The following is a 26,313-nucleotide window of genomic DNA, read 5'->3' on the forward strand; positions in this document are numbered from 1 at the left end:
TGCTAAAAATGGTCTGAGTGAGTTGGTTGTTGATCTCAAGCGGCAACCCGCTCAGACCTCCTCGACGCTGTTCGGCTCACGCCGGGACAGATCGATGCCCAGTTCCTCCGCGGCACGGAAGACGTCCTCCTCGCTGTCGCGCATCTCGACCCGGCTTCCGTCGGACGAGAGCACTTCCACGTTCAGACACAGGGACTGCATTTCCTTGACCAGAACCTTGAAGGACTCCGGGATACCCGGCTCCGGGATGTTCTCGCCCTTGACGATCGCTTCGTACACCTTGACGCGACCGACCACGTCGTCCGACTTGATCGTGAGCAGCTCCTGCAGCGCGAAGGCGGCACCGTAGGCCTCCAGGGCCCACACCTCCATCTCGCCGAACCGCTGGCCGCCGAACTGGGCCTTACCGCCCAGCGGCTGCTGCGTGATCATCGAGTACGGACCGGTCGACCGTGCGTGGATCTTGTCGTCGACCAGGTGGTGCAGCTTCAGCATGTACATGTAACCGACGCCAACCGGCTCCGGGAACGGCTCACCCGAACGGCCGTCGAACAGCCGGGCCTTGCCCGAGCCGTCGACCATCCGGACACCGTCGCGGTTCGGCAGCGTGGAGCCGAGCAGGCCGGTGACCTCCTCCTCCTTGGCGCCGTCGAAGACCGGGGTGGCGACATTCGTCATCGGAGCCGCGGAACCGGCGCCGATCTTGATCAGCCGCTGGGCCCACTCCTCCTGATTCTCCGGGTCGACCTCCCAGCCGCGGCTGGCGATCCAGCCGAGGTGGGTCTCGAGCACCTGACCGACGTTCATCCGGCCGGGCACGCCCAGCGGGTTCAGGATGATGTCGACCTGGGTGCCGTCCTCGAGGAACGGCATGTCCTCGACCGGCAGGATCTTGGAGATGACGCCCTTGTTGCCGTGCCGGCCGGCCAGCTTGTCGCCGACCGAGATCTTGCGCTTCTGGGCGACGTACACCCGGACCAGCTGGTTGACGCCCGGCGGCAGTTCGTCGCCGTTGTCGCGGTCGAAGACCCGGACACCGATGACGGTGCCCTCCTCGCCGTGCGGCACCTTCAGCGAGGTGTCGCGGACCTCCCGCGCCTTCTCACCGAAGATCGCCCGGAGCAGCCGCTCCTCCGGGGTCAGCTCGGTCTCACCCTTGGGCGTGACCTTGCCGACCAGGATGTCACCGGTGGTGACCTCGGCGCCGATCCGGATGATGCCGCGCTCGTCCAGGTCGGCCAGCATCTCGTCGGAGACGTTCGGGATGTCCCGGGTGATCTCCTCCGGGCCCAGCTTGGTGTCGCGAGCGTCGACCTCGTGCTCCTCGATGTGGATCGAGGTCAGCAGGTCCTGCTGGACGACGCGCTGGGAGAGGATGATCGCGTCCTCGTAGTTGTGGCCCTCCCACGGCATGAAGGCGACCAGCATGTTGCGGCCGAGCGCCATCTCGCCCTCGTCGGTGCACGGACCGTCGGCCAGCGGCGTGCCGACCTCGACCCGCTGCCCGGCGTCGACCAGCGGGCGCTGGTTGATGCAGGTGCCCTGGTTCGAGCGGCGGAACTTCGCCAGCCGGTAGGTCTGGTACGTGCCGTCGTCGGCGGCGACCTCGATCAGGTCGGCCGACACCTCCTTGATCACGCCGGCCTTGTCGGCCACCACCACGTCACCGGCGTCGACCGCACCGCGGAACTCCATGCCGGTACCGACCAGGGGGGCGTCCGCGGTGATCAGCGGAACGGCCTGGCGCTGCATGTTGGAGCCCATCAGGGCGCGGTTGGCGTCGTCGTGCTCGAGGAACGGGATCATCGCGGTCGCCACCGACACCATCTGGCGCGGCGAGACGTCCATGTAGTCCACGTCCTCGACCAGCACGAGCTCGACCTCACCGTGGCGCCGGCGGACCAGCACCCGGTCCTCGGCGAACCGGTCGTCGTCGGTCAGCGCGGCGTTCGCCTGCGCGATGACGAACCGGTCCTCCTCGTCCGCGGTCAGGTAGTCCACCTGATCGGTGACCTGGCCGTCGACGACCTTGCGGTACGGCGTCTCGACGAAGCCGAACGGGTTCACCCGGCCGTACGTCGCGAGCGAGCCGATCAGACCGATGTTCGGGCCTTCCGGGGTCTCGATCGGGCACATCCGGCCGTAGTGGGACGGGTGCACGTCGCGAACCTCGAAGCCGGCCCGCTCGCGGCTCAGACCACCCGGGCCAAGGGCCGACAGGCGGCGCTTGTGGGTCAGACCCGCGATCGGGTTGGTCTGGTCCATGAACTGGGACAGCTGGGAGGTGCCGAAGAACTCCTTCAGCGCCGCCACCACCGGACGGATGTTGATCAGGGTCTGCGGCGTGATCGCCTCGACGTCCTGGGTCGTCATCCGCTCCCGGACCACGCGCTCCATCCGGGCCAGGCCGGTGCGCAGCTGGTTCTGGATCAGCTCGCCGACGGTGCGCAGCCGGCGGTTGCCGAAGTGGTCGATGTCGTCTTCCTCGACGACGATCTCACCGGTCGGCGCGGGCAGCTCGGTCTTGCCCTCGTGCAGTGCCACCAGGTACTTGATCGTGGCGACGATGTCGTCGATCGTCAGCACCGCGGTGTCGTGGGCCTCGTCGCGGCCGAGCTTCTTGTTGATCTTGTAGCGGCCGACCTTGGCCAGGTCGTAGCGCTTGCCGTTGAAGTAGTAGTTGTCCAGCAGCGCCTGCGCGGCCTCCCGCGTCGGCGGCTCGCCCGGCCGCAGCTTGCGGTAGATGTCCAGCAGCGCGTCGTCCTGCCCGGAGGTGTGGTCCTTCTCCAGGGTGAGCCGGATCGACTCGTAGTCGCCGAACTCCTCCAGGATCTGCGCGTCGGTCCAGCCGAGCGCCTTGAGCAGCACGGTGACGTTCTGCTTGCGCTTGCGGTCCAGCCGCACGCCCACCATGTCGCGCTTGTCGACCTCGAACTCCAGCCACGCACCGCGCGACGGGATGATCTTGGCGGTGAAGATGTCCTTGTCCGACGTCTTGTCCGGCGTGCGCTCGAAGTACACACCGGGCGAGCGGACGAGCTGGGACACCACGACACGCTCGGTGCCGTTGATGACGAAGGTGCCCTTGCGCGTCATCAGCGGGAAGTCACCCATGAAGACGGTCTGGCTCTTGATCTCGCCGGTCTCGTTGTTCATGAACTCGGCGGTGACGAACAGCGGCGCGGAGTAGGTGACATCCCGCTCCTTGCACTCGTCGACCGTGTTCTTCGGAGGCTCGAAGCGGTGGTCGCGGAACGACAGCGACATGGTGCCGCTGAAGTCCTCGATCGGGGAGATCTCCTCGAAAATCTCTTCCAGGCCGGAAGGGCCGGACAGTTCGGTCCGTCCCTCGGCCTCGGCGGCGGCCACACGGGCCTGCCACGTTTCGTTGCCGACCAGCCAGTCGAAACTGTCCACCTGCAGCGCAAGCAGATCCGGAACCTCGAGAGGTTCGGAGATCTTTGCGAAGGAGATGCGGCGTGGTGAGCCGGAAACGTCGGAAATGCTGTCGGACTGGGGGTTGCGCGAGGCGACCAAGGGGCGTCCTTCCACGGGCTCGCAGAAATCACTTCGGTGCTGGGAGCGCACGCCGAACCACCCTAGTCAAGTCGAGACCCGAGCCAGGGTGTAAGTAAAGGCAGCGCAAAGCAATAGGTTACATGATCCAGGCAAGCCTGTCCAATGGGGTCCAACACTATGCCGTCGGACCACCCTCTCCGTCAAGGACCGACCCGGGGTCTCCAGCGGGTAGATCACCCGCGAGCCGCCCGGCGTCCTGCTGGTGCGGAGTCACAAAGAGACTACAGTCCGGCGATCTCCTGGACCAGCCATTGGTCGCCCTTTCGGACCATCGTGAACCGGGTCCGGTTCAGATCCACCCGGGGCTTACCCTGCGTGATCGTGCTGGTGGTGGTCTGGTTCACGAAGATGATCAGCGTGACCCGGTCGGCGTCGCCGTCGCGGACCCCGACCTCGCGGACGTCGGCCTTGACCGTCGCCTTGGTCTTGGTGGCCAGCTCGCCGGCCACCTTCGCGGTCTCGTCGAACTTGCCGGCGAACTCCGGGGTCATCGTCGCCCGGGCCGCGGCGAAGCTCTTGTCCAGGTCCCGGTAGTCGTAGCTGAGCGCGGTCTCGGCCGCTTTCCGGCCGGCCGCGGCGGCCTGGTCGCGGGCGTCCTCGGCCTGCTTGCCCTGCCACGCCTTGATCCCGAGCACCACCGCGACGGTCAGCACCAGTACGACGGCCACCCCGAGGGCCACGGTCAGCATCCGGCCCAGACCGCGCGTCGTGTCACCGTCCGTAACCGTCGGCGCCTCGGAAATGTCCTCCGCGGGGGCCTCCGGAGGCGTCGATGTGGCTGGGGTCACATCCTCCGAAGCCGGTGGGAACGCCTCTTCGGTCGCTTCGGTGTCGTTCGTTGTCACTTCGTCGAGCGCCGTACCCGAGGTACGGCGCTGGCCCGCGATGCGGGGGCGGTTGCGGGAGCGGTCCGGCATCAGCCCACCACCTGGAGGTCGGCGGTCAGCCAGCGGTCCTTCTCACGGACCATGTCCAGCTTGATCCGGTAGCGGCGCTCGACACCGTCGGCCGAGGCCGTGTTCGTCACCACCGCGTTCACGATCACCAGCACCTGAGCGGAGTCCTTGTCGTTCGAGACCACCGCGGCCTCCTTCACGTCGCCTTTGGAGGTCGCCTTGTTGGTCACCACGTCGGTCTTCACCGCGTCGATGCCGGACTGGAACTCCTGCTTGAACTGCCCGGTCGAGTCGTCCAGCACCCGTTTCGAGTCGGCGTCCCACGTGTTGTAGTCATAGGTGGTGAAGTCGAGGGCCAGTTGCCGGCCCGCCTTCATCGCACCCTCCCGCTCGGAGTCGTCCGCGCTCTGCTTCCGCAGCGCGATCACCGCGGTCGTCGCTCCGGAAAGTGCGATGACGAGCAGGACGCTGAGCGCCCACGCCAGAATCATGGGGCCACGCTTGGAAGTCACTTGCTGGTCACCGGTCCGAGAATCAGGGCTTTCCAGGAGTCGCTGCCGAGCAGGTCGGCCTGGCCGCCGGTGGAGCCGAGGACGATCTCCGGCATCCCGCCGGACCCGCCGGCATCGCCGGTGGCCGGGTCGTAGCCGATGCCGTATCCGGTCCGGTTCAGCTCGCGGGACGACGGGCTCGGCTTGTTCTGCGCGCCGCGGACGTTGACGCCGGTCGACGGGTTCGCGGTGCAGCTCGCCTTGGCGTTGGCCTTGGTGTTCGACGTGTCCTGCGGGACCCGCTTGTCCGTCCCGCCGTACCCGGGCCGGCAGGCGGGCGGGGTGAGCCCGAGCACCAGGCCGAAGTGCGCGTCGTAGTGCCCGGTCCCGGGGTCCTTCGCGGGTACGACGTACCCGCCCATCACCACCGCCGGATACACCACCAGCAGCTGTTCGACGGCGTCGAGCCGGACCGCGGTGATCTCGTTCACCGTCAGCAGGTTACCGAGCAGCACCGCGATGTCCGCACGGTTGTCCTCGATCAGGCCGGTGACCTGCGACGAGGCGGCCGAGCCCTGGTCGATCACCTGGCGCAGGTTCGCGTCCGAGCTGACCAGAGTGTCGGACAGCAGCGCGAGGTTCTTCGCCCAGGTCTTGATCGCGTCGCCGCTGGCCACCTGGGTGGCGAGCACGGTGTCGCCGTCGTTGATCAGCTTGATCGTCTGCAACACGTTCGCGTCCGCGTCGTCGATCAGCTTGCCGGAGCTGTCGATGATCTTCTGCAGGTCGGTGCCCTTGCCCTTCAGCGCGGTCCCGAGCTCGCGGACCGTGGTGCGCAGGCTCTCCTTGTCGACCGAGTTGACCAGTTGGTCGAGGTTCAGCAGCAGCTCGGTCGTGTCGATCGGAATCGCAGTATCTTGCCGGGCGATCGTCGAGTTGTTCTGCAGGTACGGACCGGTGTCGCGCCGCGGCTGCAGGTCGACGTACTGCTCGCCGATCGCGGACCGGTTCGCGACCACCGCGAGCAGGTCGTTCGGGATCTTCTGCTTGTTGTCGATGTCGAGGTTCACCTGGACACCGTCGGACAGCAGCTTGAGCTGGCCGACCCGGCCGACCGGCTGGCCGCGGTACGTCACCTCGGCGCCGGTGAAGATGCCGCCGGACTCGGCGAAGCTGGCGCTGACCGTGTAGTCCTCGTCGAAGAACAGCTTGTCCACCTGGGCGTACTTCGCGCCCACGAAGGCGACCCCGACGACGGTGATCAGCAGGAACACCATCAACTGGATCCGGACCGCTCTGGTGATCACTTGGCCACCCCCGGCATCAGGGCCCTGGCCAGATCGGGATCGAACCCGGACCGGTTGAGCTTCGGCGTACAGACCGGCAACCCGAGCAGCGTGATGCAGGTCGTCGCCGTACCGGTCGGCACCGGCAACGTCGGCAGGCCGCCGCCGGTCGGGTTGTGCAGCGGGAGGCTGATCCGGCCGGTCGGCAGCGCCGTCGGACCGGCGGTCGGCAGGTTCAGCCCGAGGATGCCCTTCAGCGCCTTCTGCGTGTTCACGTCGAGGGTGATGCCCAGGTTGGTGAAGTCACCGCCGACCGCCTTGGCGGCCCCGTCCGGGAACGGATACGTGAACAGCAACTCGAGCGACTTCGGCAGGTCCTCCCCTGCCTCGGCCAGCTTGGTCAGGATCGGGTACAGCGACCGCAGGTTCGCGACCAGGTCCTTCTGCGCGGATGTGATCACCCTCGTCGCGGTGTTGCCCAGGGTCGCCAGCGCCTGCAGCGTCTTGACCAGGGCCGCGCGCTGCTTGTCCAGGGTGGCGATCGACTTCGGCAGCGAGTCGATCGCGGTCGCCAGGGTGGCCTTCTGCGCATTCAGCTTCTTGGCCAGCGCGTCGACCGCGGTGATCGCGGTGATGATCTGCTGCTTGTTCTGGTCCAGGGTGCCGACGAAGGTGTTCAGCTGGGTCAGCACGCTGCGAATGGCCGGCTCGTTGCCGGTCAGGGCCTTGTTCAGCTCCTGGGTGATGATCTGCAGCTGGGCCACGCCGCCGCCGTTCAGCAGCAGGGAGAGCGCGGACAGGACTTCCTCGACCTCGACGTTGCTGGTGGTCCGGGACAGCGGGATGACCTCGCCGTTGTCCAGCTTGCCGCGCGGCTCCTCCGATCCGGTCGGCCGGGACAGCGACACGAACTTCTCGCCGAGCAGGCTGGTCTGGCGGATCGTCGCGTGCGCGTTGTCCGGCAGGTCGAGGCTCTTCGGCAGCTTGATCCGCACCTTCGCGACGTACCCGTCGAGCCAGACCTTCTCGACCGTGCCGACGGTGACGTCGTCCACCTTGACCGACGACTTCGGCACCAGGTCCAGCACATCGGCGAACTCGACCGTCACCGTGTACGACGGCCCCTTGATCTTCGCGCCACCGGGCAACGGCAACGAGTACACACTGAAATCACACCCGGTGAGCAGGGTCGCGAAAGCCACGGCCGCGGCCACAATCGTCGTACGGCGCCTCATCGGACCAGCCCCCCGAGTGTCGGGTCGACCGGGTCAGGGCTGTTCAATGGCGCCTTCGGGAGCGGGGCCCACGGCGTACCGGCCGGGCCGCCGCTGGCCGGGGCGCTGCCGGTCAGCTGGCTCAGCAGCGGCAGCTTCGGCAGGGCGTCGAGCACCGGCTTCAGCGCCGAACAGGTCGAGATCGGCTGGTTCACCTGCAGCAGGAGCGAGCAGATGAACGTCGCCGGGTCGTCCAGCTGGGCCGCGTTGATCCGCTGGTCCAGCGTCCCGAACTGCGGGTTGTAGATGCGGGCCAGGTTGCCCAGGCCGAGCGGAGCCGTGTCGAGCACCTCGGTCAGCGCGGCCTTCTCGTTGACCAGGATCTGCGACAGCGCGGTGGCGCTGGAGACCGTGGTCTTCACCAGCGTCCGGTTGTCCTTGACGAACGTCGCGACCTCGCCGAGCGCGGTCGCCAGCAGCGACAGCGCCGACGAAAGGTCCTTGCGCTCACCGGCCAGCGTGGTCGAGGTGGCGGCGAAGTTGTTGTTGAACTGGCGGACCAGCGCATCGTTCGCCGCGAGTGCGGACACGAACGTCTGCAACTGCCGGATCGTGCTGAACAGGCTCTGCGAGTTGCCCGCCAGCGTGCCGGTCAGCTTCGACACGTCCGTGATCGTCTGGTTCAGCTTCTGGCCTTGGCCGTTCAGGTTCCTCGCCGAGACGTCCAGCAGCCGCGACAGCGCGCCCTGGTCGTTGGCGCCCTTCGGGCCGAGTGCGACCGACAGGTCGTTCAGGCTCTGGTAGATCTGGTCCAGCTCGAGCGGTACGGCGGTCCGCGTGAGCGGGATCTCCGCGCCGTCGGCCATCACGTCACCCTTGGAGTACGCCGGGGTGAGCTGGATGTACCGGTCGGCCACGATCGACGGGGACGCGATCACAGCCTTGGCATTGGCGGGCACCTTGTGCTTGGCCTCCCACCAGAACTTCACCCGCACGCTCCGGCCGGCCGGAGTGACGCTCTCCACCTCGCCGACCTTGATACCGAGGATGCGGACGTCAGAGCCCGGGTACACCGACACCGCACGCGGGAAGTACGCCGTCGCCGTCACCCGCGCGGGCTTCGGCCACAGCGTCACCACGCTGACCGCGAGGATCACCAGGACCACTGCGATCGCGATCAACCGGGATACGGAGGCGAGCCGCATCAGCCGCCACCTCCCAGGATCGTGGGCAGGCCGGGTATCCCGACCTTCGGCAGCGGGATCTCCGGGACGGGCGCCAGGTTCTGCAGGTAGACGTCGAACCACGGGCCGGTGCCGAGCGTGTTGGTGAACAGCCGGACGAACGGCGCCAGCCCCTTGATGCTGGCGTCCAGATCGTTCTGGTTCTTCAGCAGGACCGCGAGGACGGCGTTCACCTTCGTCAGGGTCGGGCTGAGGTCCTTACGGTTCTCCCGGACCAGCGCGGTGATCTGCGCGGACAGCTTCTGCGTCGAGACCAGCAACTGGTGGATCAGCGCCCGCCGCGCCTGCACGGCCTGGAAGACGGAGTTGCCGTCCTTCATCAGCTTGATCAGCTGTTGGTTGCGGTCGGCAAGGACCTTGGTGACCACGTTCGAGTGCTGCAGCAGGAGCTTGAGCTGCTCGTCGCGTTTGGCCACGTTCCGGGACAGGCGGGACAGGCCGGTCAGCGACGCCTGCACCTCTTCCGGGGTGTTCTTGAACGTCGCCGACAGCGTGTCCAGCGCCTTGGCCAGCTGCGCCGTGTCGATCCGCTCGGTCGTGTTGGCCAGATCGGTGAAGGCGTCCACGACGTCGTACGCCGAAACCGTCCGGGCCAGCGGGATCTCGGAGCCGGCCCTGAGCTGACCGGAGCCGGCCGGGTTCAGCTTCAGGTACTTCTGGCCGAGCAGGGTCTTGATCTTCATCTCGGCGCCGGTCTGGTCGCCGAGTTTCACGCCCTTGTCCACCACGAAGTCGACCCGGACGTGGGTGCCCTCGAGCTCGACCTTCCGCACCTGCCCGACGCGGACGCCGGCCACCCGGATCTCGTCGTTCGGCTTGAGCCCGCCGGCCTCGGAGAACTGCGCGGAGTACTTCGTCCCGCCGCCGATCAGCGGCAGGTCCTGCGCCTTGAACGCGGCCAGCATGATCAGCCCGATCACCGTCAGGCCGATCACGCCCACGGTCACCTGGTTCTGCTCGCGGAAGGGCTTCACTTCTTGCACCTCGCGGAGTTGAGGTCGTAGGCGACCGGAATGCGAGTGCCGGTGGGCAGGGTGACGTTGCCGTCGAAGTTGCACAGGTAGAAGTTGAACCAGGAGCCGTACGACGCGGTCCGGCTCATCGTGTTCAGCTTCTCCGGCATGTACTGCAACGTCTTCACCCAGATCGCCTGCGTGTCGTCGAGCGTGGTCGCGACCGTGCGGAGCCGGTCCAGGTCCGCCTTGATCGGCACCCGGGTCTGCTGCAGCAGGCCGGCCGTCTTGGTGTTCAGCGAGTTGATCGAGCCGAGCGAATTCAGGATCGGGTTGATGTCCTGGCTCAGCCCGGTGATGAACTGCTGCAGGTTCACCAGCAGCTGGGAGAAGTTCTGCTGCCGCTGCGAGACGATCTGCAGGGTCGCGGTCAGGTTGGTGATCAGATCGCCGATCACCTGGTCCGCGTCGGCCAGCGTGGTGGTCAGCGACGCCGTCTTGGCCAGCAGCGACTCGATCGTGCCGCCCTCGCCCTGCAGCACCTTGATCACCTCGAAGGCGAACTGGTTCACGTCCGCCGGGGTGAGCGCGGTGAACAGCGGTTTGAACCCGTTGAACAGCACCGACAGGTCCAGCGCGGGCGCGGTCCGCTCCTTCGGGATGATGCCGTTCTTCTTCAGCCGCTCGCCGCCGCCCACGCCGTCGGTGAGCGCGATGTAGCGGTTGCCGACCAGGTTCCGGTACCGCAACGTCGCGTGCGTCGACGCGTCGAGGATCTGGTCGGAGTCGACGCTGAACGTCACCATCGCCAAGGTGTCGTGGTAGAGCGCGATCTTGTCGACCTGGCCGACCTTCACGCCGGCGATCCGGATGTCGTCGCCCTTGTTCAGCCCGACCGCGTCGGTGAACACGGCCCGGTACTTCGTGGTCGCGTTGAAGGTGATGTTGCCGATCGTCACCGCCAGCAGCGCGGTCGCGACCGTGGTGACGACCACGAAGATCGCCAGCCGCACAGTGTCGAGCGAGGTCTTCTTGTCGAGGAGCTTCATTTGAGATTCACCTGGCCTCCCCGGAGGAGGGGGCCGACCAGCAGAGTGGTCAGATCGGGAACGTCGGCCGCGGGGATACCCATCTCCGGTGCGACGACCGAGTCGACGACCTTCTGCTCGGCCGGCGTACCGACGCCCTGGGTGTCCAGGTCGAAGCCGGGCATCGCGCGGTTCAGCTGCAGGTTCAGCGGGAAGCGCTGGCTCTTGTTGTGGTCACCGGTCACGCCGTCGTCACCGGTGACGTACGGCGCCGGGTTCTCCTGCGTGTACGGACCGGGCTTCGACCCCGGATGGCTGTAGTTCTTCCCGACACAGGTCGGCCCGCGGTGGTCCTTGTAGGCCGGCAACTCGTTCGGTTCGTACGGCGTCGGCTGGTTGGTGATCAGCTCGAGGTTGATGTTCAGCCGGCCGTCCCGGAACGTGTCGTTGAGGATCGGCGCGGTATCCGTCATCACCTTGAGGAAGCACGGCATCTCGGGCGAGTACCGCTCCAGCAGATCCAGCACCGGCCGGCTGACCTCGCCGAGCCGGATCACCCGGTCCTCGTTCTCCTTCAGGAAGGTGTTCCCGCTCGTGGACAGCTTCTGCACGTCGACGAAGAACGTCTGCAGCTGCACCTGCTTCTCCACCACCGTGTTGCCGGTGATGGTCAGGTTGCGGAGCGCACGGACGAGATCCGGCGTCGCGTCGCCGTACAGCTGGGCCACCTGGGTGAGCTTGGTCAGCGCGTCCATCAGCTTCGGGACGCTCGGGTTCAGCTTCTTCAGATAGCCGTCGAGCTGGGTCAGCGTGCCGGCGATCTCGGCGCCGCGGCCCTCCAGTGCGGTGGCCAGCGTGTTCAGGGTGGCGTTCAGGTCGGCCGGGTCGACCGCCTGCAGCAGCGGAAGCGCGTCGTTCAGCACCTTCTCGATCTCGATGCCGACCGCGGTCTTGTCCCGCGCGATGACGTCGCCGGCCTTGATGTGCCGTCCCTCCGCGCCGGTCGGCGGCACCAGCGCGACGTACTTCTCGCCGAACAGGGTCTTCGGCAGGATCCGGGCGCTGACCGCGCTGGAGATCTCGGCCACCTGGTCGGGTTTGAGCGCCAGGTTGACGGTCGCCTCGTCGCCGTCGGTGGAGACCCCGGTGACCTCGCCGACGATGATGCCGCGCAGCTTCACGTCGGCGTGCTCGTTCAGCTGCAGGCCGATGTGGCTGGTCTTGAGCTCGACGTTCACGGTCTCGGTGAAGACCTTGGCGTAGAAGGCGTACGTCAGCCAGAGCAGGAAGCACAGCACGCCGATGAAGGCGACACCCAGGATCTTGTGCGAGATCAGTTTCCTCATCGCGTCACCCGGCCAGCCTGACGGTGGTCGTCGTACCCCAGATCGCCATCGAGAGCAGCAGGTCGACGACGTTGATCACGACGATGGACGTCCGTACGGCGCGACCGACCGCGACGCCGACTCCGGCCGGACCGCCGGTCGCGTGGTAGCCGTGGTAGCAGTGCACCAGGATCACCAGGACGGAGAAGACGAGCACCTTCCCGAACGACCAGAGCACGTCGCCGGGTGGCAGGAACAGATGGAAGTAATGGTCGTACGTGCCCGTGCTCTGCCCGTAGAACGTGGTCACGGTGAGTCTCGTCGCGAAGTACGACGCCAGCAGGCCGACGACGTACAGCGGGATGACCGCGACCAGCCCGGCGATGATCCGGGTGGTGACCAGGAACGGCAGCGACGGGATCGCCATCACCTCGAGGGCGTCGATCTCCTCGCTGATCCGCATCGCGCCGAGCTGCGCGGTGAAACCGCAGCCGACGGTCGCGGCCAGCGCGATGCCGGCGATCAGCGGGCCGATCTCGCGAGTGTTGATGTACGCGCTCACGAACCCGGCGAACGCCGAGGTGCCGATCTGGTTCAGCGCCGAGTAGCCCTGCAGGCCGACCTCGGTGCCGGTGAAGAAGGCCAGGAACGTGATCACGCCGACGGTGCCGCCGATCACCGCGAGCGCGCCGGTGCCCAGCGTCACCTCGGCCAGCAGCCGGAGGATCTCCTTGCGGTACCGGGTGATCGACTTGCCGGACCAGGCCAGCGCCTTGATGTAGAAGGCGAGCTGCTCACCGAGCCGGTCGAGGGAGTTCAGCGGTTTCTTGACCAGGGTGTCCATCAGGGCCGACACGTCAGGCCCCCTTCGGCGGGACGAGCTGGAAGTAGATCGCCGTCATCGAGAAGTTCGCGACGAACAGCAGCATGAAGGTGATCACGACCGACTGGTTCACCGCGTCGCCGACCCCCTTCGGTCCGCCGCCCGCGTTGACACCCTTGTACGACGCGACCACCGCCGCGATGAAGCCGAACACCAGTGCCTTCGCCTGGCCCTGCCACAGGTCCGGCAGGTGGGCGAGCGCGGTGAACGAGGCGATATAGCTGCCCGGTGTGCCGTCCTGCAGGACGACGTTGAAGACGTAGCCGCCCATCACGCCGACCACACTGACGAAGCCGTTCAGGAAGAAGGCGACCAGCATCGTGGCCAGCACCCGCGGCACGACCAGCCGCTGGATCGGGTCGATGCCGAGCACCATCATCGCGTCGAGCTCCTCGCGGATCTTGCGCGAACCCAGGTCGGCGCAGATCGCGGAGCCGCCGGCGCCGGCGATCAGCAGCGCGGTGGCGATCGGCGACGCCTCCCGGACCACGGCCAGAACGGCGGCCGAGCCGGTGAACGCCTGCGCGCCGAACTGTTTGATCAGGCCGCCGACCTGCAGCGCGATCACCGCGCCGAACGGGATCGCGACCAGCGCGGTCGGGATGATGGTCACGCTGGCAACGAACCAGGCCTGCTGCAGAAACTCCCGCAACTGGAACGGGCGCCGGACCGAGGCCCGGGCAGTGTCGAGAGCGAAGGAGAACAGGTTGCCGGCATGCTTCAGCGGGGCGGTCGCGGAAACAGTCACGTGGCTCCCACCGTCGCAGTGGCGAAGGAGCCCGGCGGGGGGGTGACGCCGTTCTCCCGGCACCATTCGCCGGGCGGGCGCTGCGTCGGCCGCAGCATGCCGCTGCTGGGCAGCTGCTGGATCGGGATCGGCGGCAGCGGGGGCAGCTCCTGGCCGGCCTCGGCGGCGAGCTCGTCGGCGTCCTTCTCCTCCGACATACCGATCGGGCCGATCATCTGCGCGTTCAGGAATTGCCGGACCGCCGGCTCCTCGCTGGACAGCAGCATCTCGCGCGGGCCGAACATCGCCAGGTGCTTGTGGTACAGCATGCCGATGTTGTCCGGCACCGTCCGCGCGGTGTTCACGTCGTGGGTGACGATCAGGAACGTCGGTCCGAAGGCCTCGTTGAGGTCGATCATCACCTGGTTCAGGAACGACGTACGCACGGGGTCCAGACCGGAGTCGGGTTCGTCGACGAGCAGGATCTCGGGGTCGAGCACCAGCGCCCGGGCCAGCCCGGCCCGCTTGCGCATCCCGCCGGAGATCTCGCCCGGCAGCTTCCGCTCCGCGCCGACCAGGCCGACCATCTCCATCTTCTCCATCACGATGGAGCGGATCTCGGACTCGGACTTCTTGGTGTGCTCGCGGAGCGGGAAGGCGACGTTGTCGTACAGGTTCATCGAGCCGAACATCGCGCCGTCCTGGAACAACACGCCGAACAGCCGCCGGATCTCGTAGAGCTCGCGCTCGGAGCAGGTGGCGATGTCGGTGCCCTCGATGAACACGTGGCCCTTGTCGGGCTTGAGCAGACCGATCAGCGTCTTGAGGAAGACGGACTTGCCGGTGCCGGACGGGCCGAGCATCACGCAGATCTCACCGGCCGGCAGAGTCAGGGACACGTCGCCCCAGATCAGCTGGCTTCCGAAGGACTTAGTGAGACCCTCGACGCGGACTTCTACGCCCACCGGTCCTCCTCACGGGAATGTCTGTCTGGCCCCGAACCGACGAGTTTCTGCCCGGTCCAACGAGGCACGGTCGCCTAGGTTACGCACGAGTACGGTTCTGCGTAAACCCCGCGTGTCAAGCGATTGACCGGTGCGTCACGCTCCGGTCACCTCCGTCACGCTGTGCTTTCGGCACGTGACACGCGGCTGCGGGTGATCCTAGCGAGCCACCATGCCAGAAGGGCGGCCCCCCTCAGGGGACCGCCCTTCTCTACACATTCGTTACGTCCCTCAGCGAGGGACGCACCGCGTGGTCACTTCAGGGTGACGGTGGCGCCGGCGCCCTCGAGGGCCTCCTTGGCCTTCTCCGCGGCAGCCTTGTCGACCTTCTCCAGAATCGCCTTCGGGGCCGACTCGACCAGGTCCTTGGCCTCCTTCAGACCAAGGCTGGTGAGACCGCGCACCTCCTTGATGACCTGGATCTTCTTCTCGCCGGCGGCCTCGAGGACGACATCGAACTCGTCCTGCTCCGCGGCCTCTTCGGCAGCGGCGGCCGGGGCGCCCGGGGCGGCGGCCACGGCGACCGGGGCGGCGGCGGTAACGCCGAACTCCTCCTCGAACGCCTTAACGAACTCCGACAGCTCCAGCAGGGTCAGTTCCTTGAACTGGCCGAGGAGCTCTTCGGTGCTGAGCTTCGCCATGGTGGCGGTCCTTCCTTAAAGGGTGATGCTTGGTGATCACTGATGGGGTTGTTGCGGATGAGGTCTGCCTCAGCTCTCGGCCGGGGCGGTCTCCTCGGTGCTCGCCTCGGCAGGTGCCTCGACCGTGTCCTGCACGGCCGGCGCCTCGTCCGCCACGGCTGTGGCGTCCGCGGCCGGCAGCTTGTCCTGCAGCGCCGCGAACAGGCGCGCGGCCTGCGACAGCGGAGCAGCGAACAGCGACACCGCTTGCTGCGGAGCCGCCTTCATCGCACCTGCGAGCTTCGCGAGGAGAACCTCACGCGACTCCAGGTCAGCGAGTTTGTTGATCTCGTCGGTGCCGAGTGCCTTGCCTTCCAGCACTCCGGCCTTGATGACGAGCAGGGGGTTCGCCTTGGCGAAGTCACGCAGGCTCTTGGCCGCGACCACCGGGTCGCCCTTGATGAAGGCGATGGCCGACGGACCCTCGAGCAGCGAGTCGAACGACTCGACACCCGCGTCCTTGGCCGCGATCTTGGTCAGCGTGTTCTTCACCACGGCGTAGTTCACGTCGTCACCGAGCGCAGTACGCAGTTGCCGCAGCTGCGCCACGGTGAGTCCGCGGTACTCGGTCAGCACGGCGCCGTTCGAGCTGCGGAACTCGTCCGTCAGCTCTGCGACAGCGGCTGCCTTGTCCGGCCTCGCCATGGGGGTCTCCTTCTTTCGGCTTCATGCCTCGACCCCGGGCCGGTCCGTTCCATAAGAAAACGCCCCTGCGCAGGCGCAAGGGCGTGAACATCAACTGCTGTCACACTATCCAAGTCACCTACGCGGGCCGCCCACTCATCTGTGGGACCTTCAGTCACTCGAAAGCGACAACCAGCGGTCTTTGGCAACAGCCATTCTTACATCAGAGTTGAGTATGGCCAAATCGGCCGACCTCCTCAGCGTCAGTTCGGCAGCGCACCCTCGGATGGGGCAGGAGCCGGCGTCCGAGTGTCTCCGGTTCGACCGCTCGGGCAAGCTCCCGCGTCGGCCGTACGCTGAGTCGGGTGAGGGATACACCCAGCCACGAAGAAGGGTCGACAACGTCAGTTGCTCAGGAGCTCAGCGAACTGCGAGCACTGATCGCCGGGTTGCGGAGCGAGAACACTCGCCTCCTGCGGCTCTTGAAGCTCAGTCCTGCCGAATTGGCGCCGCCCGGCCCCGCTCAGACCGGCATCTTCGAGGGCCGCCCGGGACCGGTCGATTCGAGGTCGTCCGCCGAAGCCAAGGTCGCGTTCTTCCGTGCCCTGTTCGCGGCACGTACAGACATCTATGCGGAGCGGTGGCAGAGTCAGCGCACTGGCAGATCGGGTTGGCTGCCCGCAGTTCGCGGCGGATGGAACAAGGGCATCCAGCACAGAGACCGACACTATCTGCCGCTGTCGGCCGCAGTGACTACAGCGCATCTGTCTGGGCAGAAGCACATCGGCCTTTACCCGTTGCTTGACGGCGACTCGTGCTGCTGGCTGGCGGCCGATTTCGATGGCCAGGCCGCGATGCTGGATGCATTGGCTTATGTGAAGGCAGCACGCTCGTCGGGAGTTCCGGCCGCCCTTGAGGTCTCCAGGTCCGGCGTCGGCGCCCATGTATGGATCTTCTTCGCTGCGCCTGTACCCGCCGAAACTGCCCGCCGGTTGGGGTTCGGTCTCATTCGGGAGGCCATGGCCCTCCGGGGACGGATGGATCTGTCGAGCTACGACCGGCTGTTTCCCTCGCAGGACGTCGTCCCTGACGGTGGCGTCGGCAACCTGATCGCCGCACCCCTCAGCGGGCAATACCGCCGCGATGGGACAACCGTCTTTCTCGATCTGGCGAGTCTCGAGCCGTACGACGACCAGTGGACGTATCTCTCGTCGGTGCCGCGGATGGGTCCGCGGGAAGTCTCGTCGGCGGCACGCCGGCTGGGGACAGTCAAGGTGGGATCCAGCGTCGACCGGATCGGCATGCCGACATCGACTCGCACCCGCCCTGCGGCGCCGCCTCGTGTGCAGGTCCACCTCGGTGCCGGGATCCGGATAGCGAGCGGGCATCTGCCGCCGGCTCTTCTCGCCACCCTCAAGCATGCGGCGTCGATGCCGAATCCGCTGTTCTACGAGCGGCAGAGACTGCGCCTGTCAACCTGGGATGTGCCCCGATTCCTTCGCAGCTTCGACGAGACCGTCGAGGGTGACCTGGTGCTGCCCCGTGGTCTGGCCGCGAAGGCGATCGAACTATTGGAACAGGCTGGGAGCCAGGTCGACAGGATCGACGAGCGGTCCTCGGGTAGCCCTCAACAGTTCGAGTTTGCGGGAGCGCTGAGCCGGGTTCAGCAGGCAGCCGTCGACACGATGGCGGGGCACGAACTGGGTGTGCTGGTCGCGCCGCCAGGAGCCGGAAAGACCGTGATCGCGTGTGCGCTGATCGCCAAACACCAGGTGTCCACCCTGGTACTGGTCGATCGAAAGGCACTTGCCGACCAGTGGCGCAGCCGCATCGGCGAACTGCTGGGGATCAAGGCCGGTCAACTGGGAGGTGGTCGGTCGAAAACGCGCGGCACGGTAGACGTGGTGATGCTCCAGACCCTTGCTCGCCGCAACGATGTCGCCACGTTCACGAACGCCTACGGTCTCGTGGTGGTGGACGAATGCCATCACCTCCCGGCAGCCGCCTTCGAGCACGCGGTCAAGCAGGTCGCGGCACGCCAGTGGATCGGTCTTACCGCCACGCCTTATCGACGTGATCAGCTCGACGACCTCATCGGCCAGCAAACAGGTCCGATCCGCCACACGATTGCCGGTGCCGCCAGTGGAACTGGCGAGCAGTCAGGCCATAGCGACGCACTGGATCTCGAACACACGAGAGACAGCCTGCCGAGCCCTCGGCCGGTCCTGCATGTACACAAAACCGAGTTCTGCTACACAGGGAAGGCCAATCCGTCCGAGCCCGGTGGGATCGCGGCTGTCTACCGCCAACTTGTCGCGGACGAGAAGCGCACGACACAGGTGGTGGAGGACGTTCTCGGTGCGCTGGCCCGGCGCCGCCACTGCCTGGTCCTGACCCAATGGACCGAGCACGTAGAGGTCTTTGCGACAGCGCTCCGCCAAGCGGGCCACGATCCGGTCGTCCTGCGGGGCGGCATGGGCGCGAAAGCTCGAACAGCAGCACTCGAACGACTGAAGCCGCGGGATGAGAACCCACTGCTCGTCATAGCTACCGGGCCATACGTCGGAGAAGGCTTCGACTGCCCAGTTCTGGACACGTTGTTTCTCGCAGCACCGATCGCGTTCAAGGGGAGGTTGGTGCAGTACGCGGGCCGGATCCTCCGGTCCTCACCGGGCAAGACGACCGCTGAGATCCACGACTATGTCGACACTCCCACGAGGGTACTGGCGTCGGCTCTCGCCAAACGGGCTCCCGGCTACACCAGCCTCGGATTTCCGGACCCGCGCCGTTCGATTACCTGACCCGGTTAGCCTCGCCCTTCGAGCAGCCTTCGAGATCGCGCTGCTGTCGGAGAACCTCGCCGAGGAATTCGGATGAGGGACGCGGTCGAAGCTGACAACGTCGCCGATCGAGTTCCGGGATGCAGTGGTCGATGAACGACAGTCCTTGGAACCTTGCGCTCCAGCCCTCTGCCGCAACTAGAACGGCGGTCGGCCGTCTGACGCTGGTTGGCTGCCTCCGGGTGATTCGCTCGGGGCCCCATCGATGGATTGCCCGACGCCGGGTCCTGCGCTCGGTCCTTCGACGGCCCTTCGGGTCGCGGGACGGGCGTGGACTGGGTCGGTGATGGGGCCGCGGACGGGTGGCACGGTGGTGTAGCGGTGGCCGGTGGGGGTGGTGAGGGTGATCGTGCCGTCGGGGTGGCTGGTGGTGGTCCAGCCCCAGGCGGGGGTGTCTTTGATGACGTGGTGGTACTCGCAGTACGGCGCTAGGCCGGTGAGGCTGGTGGTGCGGTTGCGGGCGAACGGGGTGAGGTGGTCGCGGTCGCAGTCGCGGGAGGTGCGGTTGCAGCCGGGCCAGGCGCAGACGGGGTGGCGGGCGAGCAGGGTTTCGGTGACGAGGGTGCTGGGATCGTGGCGGGTGGTGGAGGCTTCGACGACGGCGCCGTTGACGGGGTCGGTGAGGAGTCGCCGCCAGGTGCCGTCGGCGGCGATGCGGCGGGCCATGTCGGCGGTGATCGGGCCGTAGCCGGTGAGTTCGGCGGGGTCGTCGTCGAGGCCGAGCAGGGTGGAGGCCGCGACGACGACCTCGATGTGGGGGCGGCGGCGGTGCTGGTCGGGTAGGCGGCGGCCGAGCCAGTCCAGGCCGTTGTGGAGGATGTGCTCGAACAGGTCCGCGGCCACGTCGGCGCGGCGCTGCGCGGCGGTCCGGGCATCCTTCAGCACCCCATCAGCCGAGCCGGCGGTGGTGGTGACCGTGGCGCTGCTGTCGTCGGTCGCACGGCCCGCTCTGGCATCCGTGGACGCCATCGTGTCCGGTGCCACGGTGTTGGCCGAGGTGGTGGTGCTGGACCCGGGGGCAGGGTCGGTGGTGGTGGGGGTGTCGCGTTTGGCGAGGGTGGCCATGGCTTGGATGGCGACCCAGATCTGCTGGATCTTGTCGGACGTGTGGACGATCCATAGGCCGGCCATGCCGTCGGCCAGCGGGACGATCTTGCAGGTGCGTTCGGTGACGGCGGCGCGGTGGCTGTCGGCGGCTTCACGAGTGGTGTGTTTGGCTACTTGGCGGCGCAGCGATTCCTGCAGGTTCTTGTGGGTCTGTGCGGCGGCGCGTTTCAGGACGTGCGCCTCGACCGCCTGCGCCTCGCGGTCGGGCAGTTTGCTGGTGGCTTCGGAGATGGCCAGGGCCTTGCCCCAGGTGAGTGCCCCGCATTTCAGGGCCCCGTGCGTTGCCGACAGGGTCGAGGTGAGCCGCAGGGCGGTGTCGACCCGGCGACCGACGGTGTTGGGCGACAGGCCGAGCGCCAACGCGATCTCGCCGTACCAGGAACGTTCCGGGTCGATCGGGCGGCCCGTCGCATCGAGTTGGGTCGGGCGGGGCGACTCGCGGTGCTCGGCTTGGCGCTGCCGGTGGAACGATGCCATCGCGGCGGCCTTGATTGATTCCGCCCAGCTGGACAGGCGGTCCGCGGCCTTCATCAACTCGATCAGCGCCATCGGTGACATCGCCTGTGGTCGCGTCGATTCCAGCGCGGTCGCGAGGTTGCCGCCGGGCGGCAACAACACCCAGGCCGGCGCCTCGCGGCGCAGCATCTCGCGCTCCGCCTCGTCTTGGTCTACGCCGTCCCACAACTCCCATTCCAGCGCGTCCACCCTGGAAGATCTGTTACGGCCCAGGAGCAGGTCGAGTTCGGCGTCCAACTCGTCTTGCTGACCGACGAAACGCGGACCGTCCGGGGCGTCGGGGTCCTCGGGGATGTCGAAGCCTTCCAGCGCCGCGGCGCCATCCGGCCGGTCCATGTCCCCGGACACGAAGCCCGAACATCCACATCGTGCCACCGTCCGCAACGAACCATAGGCAGGGTCGGCGCCGTCCCAGGACTGTGCGCCGCAATGTGCGCCGGACGGAATGCCGGGAACCGGGAGAGGACGGGACGGCGAGTGAGTGCCGAGCACGGCCGTCTCGTCGGCGACCGAACGGTCGGCGTCTTGGCGGCTGATCGCAATCTCTCGCATGCAGTCATATTAGAACATGTGTTCGATCAACTCAAACCGCCAGGCCTTCGGCGTTGGAGTGGGAAGTCGTTGCAGGCCGGCGATCCGATGAATTACTTGCCCATGGCAATAATCGCGCCAGCATGCACGATACAGTCTTCCAGGCAGTCGCAGTGTCCAGCCTCCGATCGCCGGCAGCCCCGGCCAGCCGGGAGTCAGCCCTCACCTCGATGAACCCGTCCCCGGCTCCTGTCCCCGCGCCACGCGGTGAGGCCAGTCACTACACAGGAAAGTATTCGCGCTGCCGGCAGTATCGCGCTCAGCTCGTCACGTCGGCCGTGGGATGCGGTGGAATCCAGCGGTGCATCGCGGCGGCCGCGGCCCAGCCGGTGCCGCCCATGATGACGATCGCCGGGCCGAGTCCGAGCAGTGCTGTGGCACCGGCCAGCAGGAGTGGGCCGACGCCATTGCCGGTGTCGGCGAACAGCCGGAAGGCCCCCAGGAACTGGGCTCTGCCGACGGATGGAGACGCGTCGGCGCCGAGCGTCATGATCACGCCCGCCCCCAACCCGTTGCCGACGCCCATCAGCAACGCGACCGTGGTCAACGTCGCGGTGGAGTGCGTGAGTGGCAGCAACAGGTGTGCGAACCCGAGGACGAGCATCGACGGTACGGCGACCCACTTGCGGCCGAGGCGGTCCATCACCGAACCCGCCGGATAGAACAGGAGCATGTCGACCGCACCGGACAGCCCGAAGATGATGCTGGTGGTCTGCGCATCCAGACCGATGTGCAGCGCCCACAGCGGGATCACCACCTGCCGCGACGCGCGGACCGCGCCGACCAGCAACGCTCCGACGCCAAGGGTCCGCAACACCGGGAGGTGGTCCCGGATCACGGCCCAGGTCGACTGTGCGGCGACCGGTCGGCTTCCGCGCGTACGCCGTACCGACTCGACGTCGGGGAGGCTGACCAGGACCGCGCAGGCCAGCACCGCGCACACGAAGTGCACCCAGTAGGCGCCGTCGGTGCCGAGGAACTTCATCGCGGCGGCACCGAGGAACGGGCCGATGAAGGAGCCGATGCGCTGCACGCCGCCGAGGGTCGACAGGGCGCGGGCCCGTAGCTCGATCGGGACGGCTTCACTCAGGTAGGCCTGGCGGGCCAAACCCCAGACCGCACCAGCCAGACCGGTGCAGCCGATTGCGATGGCCAGGCCCCAGACCGTCGGCACCAGCAGACAGGCCAGCAGGGCCAACGAGACGAGGACAGTCGCCCCCAGCATCGCGCGTCGCTCACCGATCCGGTTGGTCAGGGCACCGGCCGGGATGTCGCCGATCACCTGCCCGAGCCCGGCGGCCGCGACGACCAGCCCGGCAACGGCCACCGAGGCGCCCAGGTGGGTTGCCGACAACGCTACGATCGGTGCGATCGCGCCCTGCCCGATGCCGTAGAGCAACGCGGGCAGATAGACCGCGGGCGCGATCTTGAGCAGGTCTTTGGCCTGGGACATCACCGGCTGCCGGCCAGCGCCGTACTGCGATCCCGGGCGGCTGGGGTGGCGCCGAGCAGCTCGGACACCGACCAGGCGGCCGCGACGATCCTCATCCCGAACTCCTCCATCCGCTCGACCGGCATCCGCATCTCGGGGCCGGAGACACTCAGGCAGCCGGCCACCTGACCGGAGTGGTCGAAGACCGGCGCCGCGACACTGCGGATCCCCGGCGTGCGCTCCGCCATCGACAGCGCGAACCCGCGCGCACGGATCTCGGCGAACTGGGCGGCCAGCACGACCGGATCGGTGATGGTCTGCGGGAGCACCTGCTCAAGGTGACCGGCGAGAACCTCCTGCTGCCGTTCCCACGGCAGGAAGGCCAGCAATGCCTTCCCGGGCGCACCTTGCGGCAACGCGACCGGCAGGCCGAACTCGGTGTAAGTACGGCGCAACTGGTGATGGCTCTCGACTTGGTCGAGCACAACGCGCTGGCCGGACGGCAGCAACTCGTGCACAGCCGCGGTCTCCCCGGTGTCGTCACGGAGCATCCGCAGCACCGGCATCGCCGCGTCACGCAAGGACGCCGGGATCCCACCGCTGTGAGCCAACTGAGCCACCAGCGGACCGATCGCATACCTCCGGTGGGCGGTCTGCCGCACCAGTCCGTTCTCCTGCATCGCCAACAACAGCCGATGCACCGTGCTGGTCGACAGACCGGTAGCCCGAGCCAAGTCACTGATCCCCAGCTCAGGCGTCCGCGCGTCGAAGCACCGCAGGATCGCAACGGCTCGATCGATCGACTGCACCGCCCCACGGCGCTCCGCCATATCCTGCATCCCGGCAGAATATCCCGCCATACGGGATGCCTGGAAGGCGCATTCCACCACCCGGACCAGGGGTCCGGCAGGCGACTACCCTCTCGCTGCCGATCCCCGAGCCAGACCGGCTACTGGTTGGGCGGGCGGGTAACTGGAACCACGGTGAGGAGATCCCCGAGACCCTTGAAGTCGTCCGGGTTGGTGGTGAACAGCGGAAGTTCCTCGGCGACCGCGATGCTGGCGATCATCAGGTCGGCGACGCGACGCTGCGGCGTCCGGCCCGCGGCGACGACGGCCGCGCAGATCCGTCCGTAGATCCTGGCAGCATCGGCATCGAAAGGGATCGGGTCGAACTCGTTCTCGGCCCACTGGAGAATGTCCATCCGGCGTGCCCGCTCCACGTGTTCGTCGTACCCGCTGTTACGGCGCACCTGATGCGGGCCGGCGGAGAGCTCGGCCAGGGTGATCGAGGTGATGGCCATCTCGGCCGGCAACTCGCCCGGATCGATCCACCGGCGCAAGATCATGATGTCGGTGTCGAGCAGACCCTGCTCGTGTTCATGGGGCACACGGGTCGTGCGGCTCCTGATCGACGAGGGCATCCTGATCGGCCCGGAAGTCGTCCAGCGAGACGTCCGGCCCGGTCCGGGACATCGCGGCGAACTCGGCCCGCGGGACGAACCGCCGCCGGCGGCGCAGCGGAACCAGTTCGCCGATGGGATGTCCGTCCCGCGTGACGATGAAGACCTGGCCGGTCTGGACGGCGTCCATGATCTCCCTGGACCGCGTGCGCAGATCGCGTTGGGTGATCTCCGGAAGTCCGCTCAAGCACCCAGGGTAGCCACCTAGTAGCACCTGGTGCTACTAGGTGGCACCTGCCGCCTGGCGGACTCAGCTCAGGACGGCGAGGGCGTCGATTTCTACCAGCATGTCGGGGAGGGGGAGGCCGGTGAAGACGGTCGTGCGGGAGGGGAGGACGCCGCTCGGGGTGCGGCTGGCCATGAACTCGGTGTACGCCTCGTTCATGGCGGTGAAGTTGTCGCGGGTGGTGAGGTAGACGCGCAGCATCAGCACGTCGTCGATGCTCGCACCGCCGGCCTTCAGGATCGCCTCGATGTTCTGCAGGACGCGGGTGGTCTGGCCCTTCACGTCGCCGGTGAAGACGAACTCACCGCTCGGGTCGACGGACCCCTGGCCGGACACCTGCAGGATGTTGCCCTTGCGCACTCCCTGCGAGAACACCGGCATCGGAGCGGGTGCGTCGGTGGTGGAGATGACGGTCTTGTCGGACATCGGGTCTGACACCTCTCAGTTGTAGTCGGCACTGATGGCTGTGGCGGTGGCGAGCAGGTCGGGCAGGAGCTCGAGCACCTGGTCATAGTTCAGCAGTACGTCGGGAACCGACAGGGACACGGCCCCGACGATCCGCCCGTCATGGTCCTTCACCGGCGCACCGATGCAGTTCATGAACGACTCGTGCTCGGCCCGGTCCTGCGCCCAGCCACGCGCCCGGACCCGGTCCAGCTCGTCCCGCAGCGTGTCCGGATCGGTGATCGTGTGCGGCGTGTAGGCGTGGTAGTCGATCGACGCCAGCAATGCCTCCCGCTGCCGCTCGGGCTGTGCGGCCAGCAGCACCTTCCCGACCGCGGTGCAGTGCAGTGCCGCCGGTACGCCGACCTGGGAGTACATCCGCACTGACCGCACACTGTCGAGCTTGTCGATGTAGACGACCTCACTGTCGTCCCACGCGGCCAGATGCACGGTCTGCCCGGTCTTCTGGTTCAGCTCGCGCAGATGCGGTGCCGCGACCTCCCGTACGACGTGTTGCTCGCGGGCAACGTCCGCCAGGGCGAACAGTCGCGACCCCAACCGATACCGGTGCGCCGCGTCACGCCGTACGAACCGCTCTGCCTCCATGGTCCGCAGCAGCCGCAGCACCGTCGTCTTGTGTACGCCGAGCTCCGTCGCCAACTGGTCGAGCGACCGCTCCCCCTCGCCCAGGTTGGCGAGGATCTGGAGGGCTCTCCCGAGGCTCTGACTCATGCCACGCCGATCTTCGTCGCCGCCCACTCCTCGTCGGAACAGGTCAACAACCGCTCGCGAGCCGCGAGCTCCAGCGGCGCGGCGTGGTCCTCCGGCACGACCAGCACCGCCGCAGCATTCAGATGCCCGAGCCGCAGCCGCTGCTTCATCGGCAGGCCTTGCAACGTCCCCGCCAGGAAACCGGCCGCGAACGCGTCACCCGCCCCCACCGGCTCGACCACATCGACCGTCAGCGCGGGAACCTCGGTGCGATGCCCGTCCGGCTCCAGCACGAGCGCAGTGTGCGCATCGTTCTTCACCACCAGCGTGCACCGCCTTCCGAGGCGTTCGTGCAGCTCAGCGGGGTCATTGGTGCCCGCGAACACCAGAGCCTCGTCCGCACCGATCAGTACGACGTCAGCCGCGCGGAGCACCCGCCAGAGCGACTCCGGGTCCTTGTCCCGCCACAACACGGGCCGCCAGTTGAGGTCGACGCTCAGCAGGTAGTTGCGCGGCTGCGCACCCAACTGCTCGACCATCTGCGCCGCACTGTCGGAGATGGCCACAGTGATACCGGTGGTGTGCACGAGCTCGGCGTTCGCCAGCCGCTTCTGCACCGCGGGCCGCTCCAGGAACGCCGGGTCCATCGCGGCAGCTGCCGAACCAGTGCGGTAGTAGTGCATCCGGGTGCGCCCGTCCCGGGACTCCTTCGCGTAGAGCGCCGTCGGCCGGTCCGGGTCCAGCTCGACCCCACCGACCTCGACACCTCGCCGCTGCAGATCACGCAGTACGTGCGCGCCGAAGCCGTCGTCGCCGAGCCGCGAGACCCAGCCGGTCGCGATCCCCAGGGCGGCCAGTCCGCCGGCCACGTTGCACTCGGCGCCACCGACCGACCGCCGGAACGACTCCACATCCGCCAGCGGCACCCCGGTCTCCCCGGCCAGCATGATCATCGCCTCGCCGACGCAGACCGCGGCGGGCGTCTCAGGGAGCGGTTCGCGCATCGGCACTCCACAGGGGTGAGGTGATGGGATAGGTGTGAAACACCCG

Annotated in this window: 23 protein-coding genes; 1 reads left to right on the forward strand and 22 read right to left on the reverse strand. The window is 67.4% G+C overall.

The window, feature by feature from the left end; translation table 11 throughout:
• Positions 1 to 51 precede the first annotated feature (51 nt).
• From rpoB to rplJ, 14 genes are all read right to left on the reverse strand, one after another.
• Complete coding sequence (rpoB, locus tag ACXC9Q_RS26990) at positions 52 to 3,537, reverse strand: DNA-directed RNA polymerase subunit beta (RefSeq protein ID WP_328526107.1); 3,486 nt, start codon at positions 3,535 to 3,537, stop codon at positions 52 to 54.
• 263 nt (positions 3,538 to 3,800) lie between these two features.
• Positions 3,801 to 4,496: a hypothetical protein gene (locus tag ACXC9Q_RS26995; RefSeq protein WP_457059421.1), complete on the reverse strand. Its 696-nt coding sequence runs from the start codon at positions 4,494 to 4,496 to the stop codon at positions 3,801 to 3,803.
• Complete coding sequence (locus tag ACXC9Q_RS27000; protein WP_457059422.1) at positions 4,496 to 4,966, reverse strand: hypothetical protein; 471 nt, start codon at positions 4,964 to 4,966, stop codon at positions 4,496 to 4,498. Before ACXC9Q_RS27000 ends, ACXC9Q_RS26995 begins: the two co-directional genes overlap by 1 nt.
• A 17-nt stretch (positions 4,967 to 4,983) precedes the next feature.
• Positions 4,984 to 6,273: an MCE family protein gene (locus tag ACXC9Q_RS27005; RefSeq protein ID WP_457059423.1), complete on the reverse strand. Its 1,290-nt coding sequence runs from the start codon at positions 6,271 to 6,273 to the stop codon at positions 4,984 to 4,986.
• Positions 6,270 to 7,487, reverse strand: coding sequence for an MCE family protein (locus ACXC9Q_RS27010; protein WP_457059424.1), 1,218 nt, complete (start codon positions 7,485 to 7,487; stop codon positions 6,270 to 6,272). Before ACXC9Q_RS27010 ends, ACXC9Q_RS27005 begins: the two co-directional genes overlap by 4 nt.
• Positions 7,484 to 8,671, reverse strand: a complete 1,188-nt coding sequence (locus ACXC9Q_RS27015; RefSeq protein WP_457059425.1) for an MCE family protein — start codon at positions 8,669 to 8,671, stop codon at positions 7,484 to 7,486. Before ACXC9Q_RS27015 ends, ACXC9Q_RS27010 begins: the two co-directional genes overlap by 4 nt.
• The gene (locus tag ACXC9Q_RS27020; protein WP_457059426.1) at positions 8,671 to 9,684 is read right to left on the reverse strand and encodes an MCE family protein; all 1,014 of its coding nucleotides are present in this window, start codon (positions 9,682 to 9,684) and stop codon (positions 8,671 to 8,673) included. Before ACXC9Q_RS27020 ends, ACXC9Q_RS27015 begins: the two co-directional genes overlap by 1 nt.
• The gene (locus ACXC9Q_RS27025; RefSeq protein WP_457059427.1) at positions 9,681 to 10,712 is read right to left on the reverse strand and encodes an MCE family protein; all 1,032 of its coding nucleotides are present in this window, start codon (positions 10,710 to 10,712) and stop codon (positions 9,681 to 9,683) included. The genes ACXC9Q_RS27020 and ACXC9Q_RS27025 overlap by 4 nt, the downstream gene beginning before the upstream one ends.
• On the reverse strand, positions 10,709 to 12,037 hold the full coding sequence (locus tag ACXC9Q_RS27030) for an MCE family protein (RefSeq protein ID WP_457059428.1): 1,329 nt from the start codon (positions 12,035 to 12,037) through the stop codon (positions 10,709 to 10,711). The genes ACXC9Q_RS27025 and ACXC9Q_RS27030 overlap by 4 nt, the downstream gene beginning before the upstream one ends.
• Before the next feature lie 4 nt (positions 12,038 to 12,041).
• Positions 12,042 to 12,860, reverse strand: coding sequence for an MlaE family ABC transporter permease (locus tag ACXC9Q_RS27035; RefSeq protein ID WP_329484784.1), 819 nt, complete (start codon positions 12,858 to 12,860; stop codon positions 12,042 to 12,044).
• Positions 12,861 to 12,873: 13 nt separating this feature from the next.
• Positions 12,874 to 13,647, reverse strand: coding sequence for an MlaE family ABC transporter permease (locus tag ACXC9Q_RS27040; protein ID WP_328526098.1), 774 nt, complete (start codon positions 13,645 to 13,647; stop codon positions 12,874 to 12,876).
• Complete coding sequence (locus ACXC9Q_RS27045) at positions 13,644 to 14,591, reverse strand: ABC transporter ATP-binding protein (RefSeq protein WP_457059429.1); 948 nt, start codon at positions 14,589 to 14,591, stop codon at positions 13,644 to 13,646. The genes ACXC9Q_RS27040 and ACXC9Q_RS27045 overlap by 4 nt, the downstream gene beginning before the upstream one ends.
• Before the next feature lie 293 nt (positions 14,592 to 14,884).
• On the reverse strand, positions 14,885 to 15,271 hold the full coding sequence (rplL, locus tag ACXC9Q_RS27050; protein ID WP_328526096.1) for a 50S ribosomal protein L7/L12: 387 nt from the start codon (positions 15,269 to 15,271) through the stop codon (positions 14,885 to 14,887).
• Positions 15,272 to 15,340: 69 nt separating this feature from the next.
• Entirely contained in the window at positions 15,341 to 15,955 is a 615-nt protein-coding gene (gene rplJ / locus ACXC9Q_RS27055; RefSeq protein ID WP_328526095.1) for a 50S ribosomal protein L10, read from the reverse strand.
• A 344-nt stretch (positions 15,956 to 16,299) separates the two neighbouring features.
• Here rplJ and ACXC9Q_RS27060 point away from each other — a divergent pair, with 344 nt between their 5' ends.
• Positions 16,300 to 18,735: a TOTE conflict system archaeo-eukaryotic primase domain-containing protein gene (locus tag ACXC9Q_RS27060; protein WP_457059430.1), complete on the forward strand. Its 2,436-nt coding sequence runs from the start codon at positions 16,300 to 16,302 to the stop codon at positions 18,733 to 18,735.
• A gap of 177 nt (positions 18,736 to 18,912) precedes the next feature.
• On the opposite strand, the gene ACXC9Q_RS27065 is transcribed toward ACXC9Q_RS27060, so the two are convergent.
• The 8 genes from ACXC9Q_RS27065 to ACXC9Q_RS27100 form a co-directional block, all read right to left on the reverse strand.
• Positions 18,913 to 20,949, reverse strand: coding sequence for a DUF222 domain-containing protein (locus ACXC9Q_RS27065; RefSeq protein ID WP_457059431.1), 2,037 nt, complete (start codon positions 20,947 to 20,949; stop codon positions 18,913 to 18,915).
• A gap of 298 nt (positions 20,950 to 21,247) precedes the next feature.
• Positions 21,248 to 22,441, reverse strand: coding sequence for an MFS transporter (locus ACXC9Q_RS27070; protein ID WP_457059432.1), 1,194 nt, complete (start codon positions 22,439 to 22,441; stop codon positions 21,248 to 21,250).
• The gene (locus ACXC9Q_RS27075) at positions 22,441 to 23,259 is read right to left on the reverse strand and encodes an IclR family transcriptional regulator (RefSeq protein ID WP_457059433.1); all 819 of its coding nucleotides are present in this window, start codon (positions 23,257 to 23,259) and stop codon (positions 22,441 to 22,443) included. Before ACXC9Q_RS27075 ends, ACXC9Q_RS27070 begins: the two co-directional genes overlap by 1 nt.
• A gap of 110 nt (positions 23,260 to 23,369) precedes the next feature.
• Positions 23,370 to 23,810 carry a PIN domain-containing protein gene (locus tag ACXC9Q_RS27080; RefSeq protein WP_457059434.1) on the reverse strand — a complete coding sequence of 147 codons (441 nt, stop codon included), beginning with the start codon at positions 23,808 to 23,810 and terminating at the stop codon, positions 23,370 to 23,372.
• Positions 23,800 to 24,069: a type II toxin-antitoxin system Phd/YefM family antitoxin gene (locus tag ACXC9Q_RS27085; RefSeq protein WP_457059435.1), complete on the reverse strand. Its 270-nt coding sequence runs from the start codon at positions 24,067 to 24,069 to the stop codon at positions 23,800 to 23,802. The genes ACXC9Q_RS27080 and ACXC9Q_RS27085 overlap by 11 nt, the downstream gene beginning before the upstream one ends.
• Positions 24,070 to 24,132: 63 nt before the next feature.
• Positions 24,133 to 24,534 carry a RidA family protein gene (locus tag ACXC9Q_RS27090; protein WP_457059436.1) on the reverse strand — a complete coding sequence of 134 codons (402 nt, stop codon included), beginning with the start codon at positions 24,532 to 24,534 and terminating at the stop codon, positions 24,133 to 24,135.
• A gap of 15 nt (positions 24,535 to 24,549) precedes the next feature.
• Positions 24,550 to 25,284 (reverse strand): IclR family transcriptional regulator, encoded by a 735-nt coding sequence (locus tag ACXC9Q_RS27095; protein ID WP_457059437.1) that lies wholly within the window; start codon positions 25,282 to 25,284, stop codon positions 24,550 to 24,552.
• Positions 25,281 to 26,267, reverse strand: a complete 987-nt coding sequence (locus tag ACXC9Q_RS27100; protein ID WP_457059438.1) for a sugar kinase — start codon at positions 26,265 to 26,267, stop codon at positions 25,281 to 25,283. Before ACXC9Q_RS27100 ends, ACXC9Q_RS27095 begins: the two co-directional genes overlap by 4 nt.
• Positions 26,268 to 26,313: the final 46 nt, after the last annotated feature.

The sequence above is a fragment of the Kribbella sp. CWNU-51 genome, assembly GCF_054073265.1.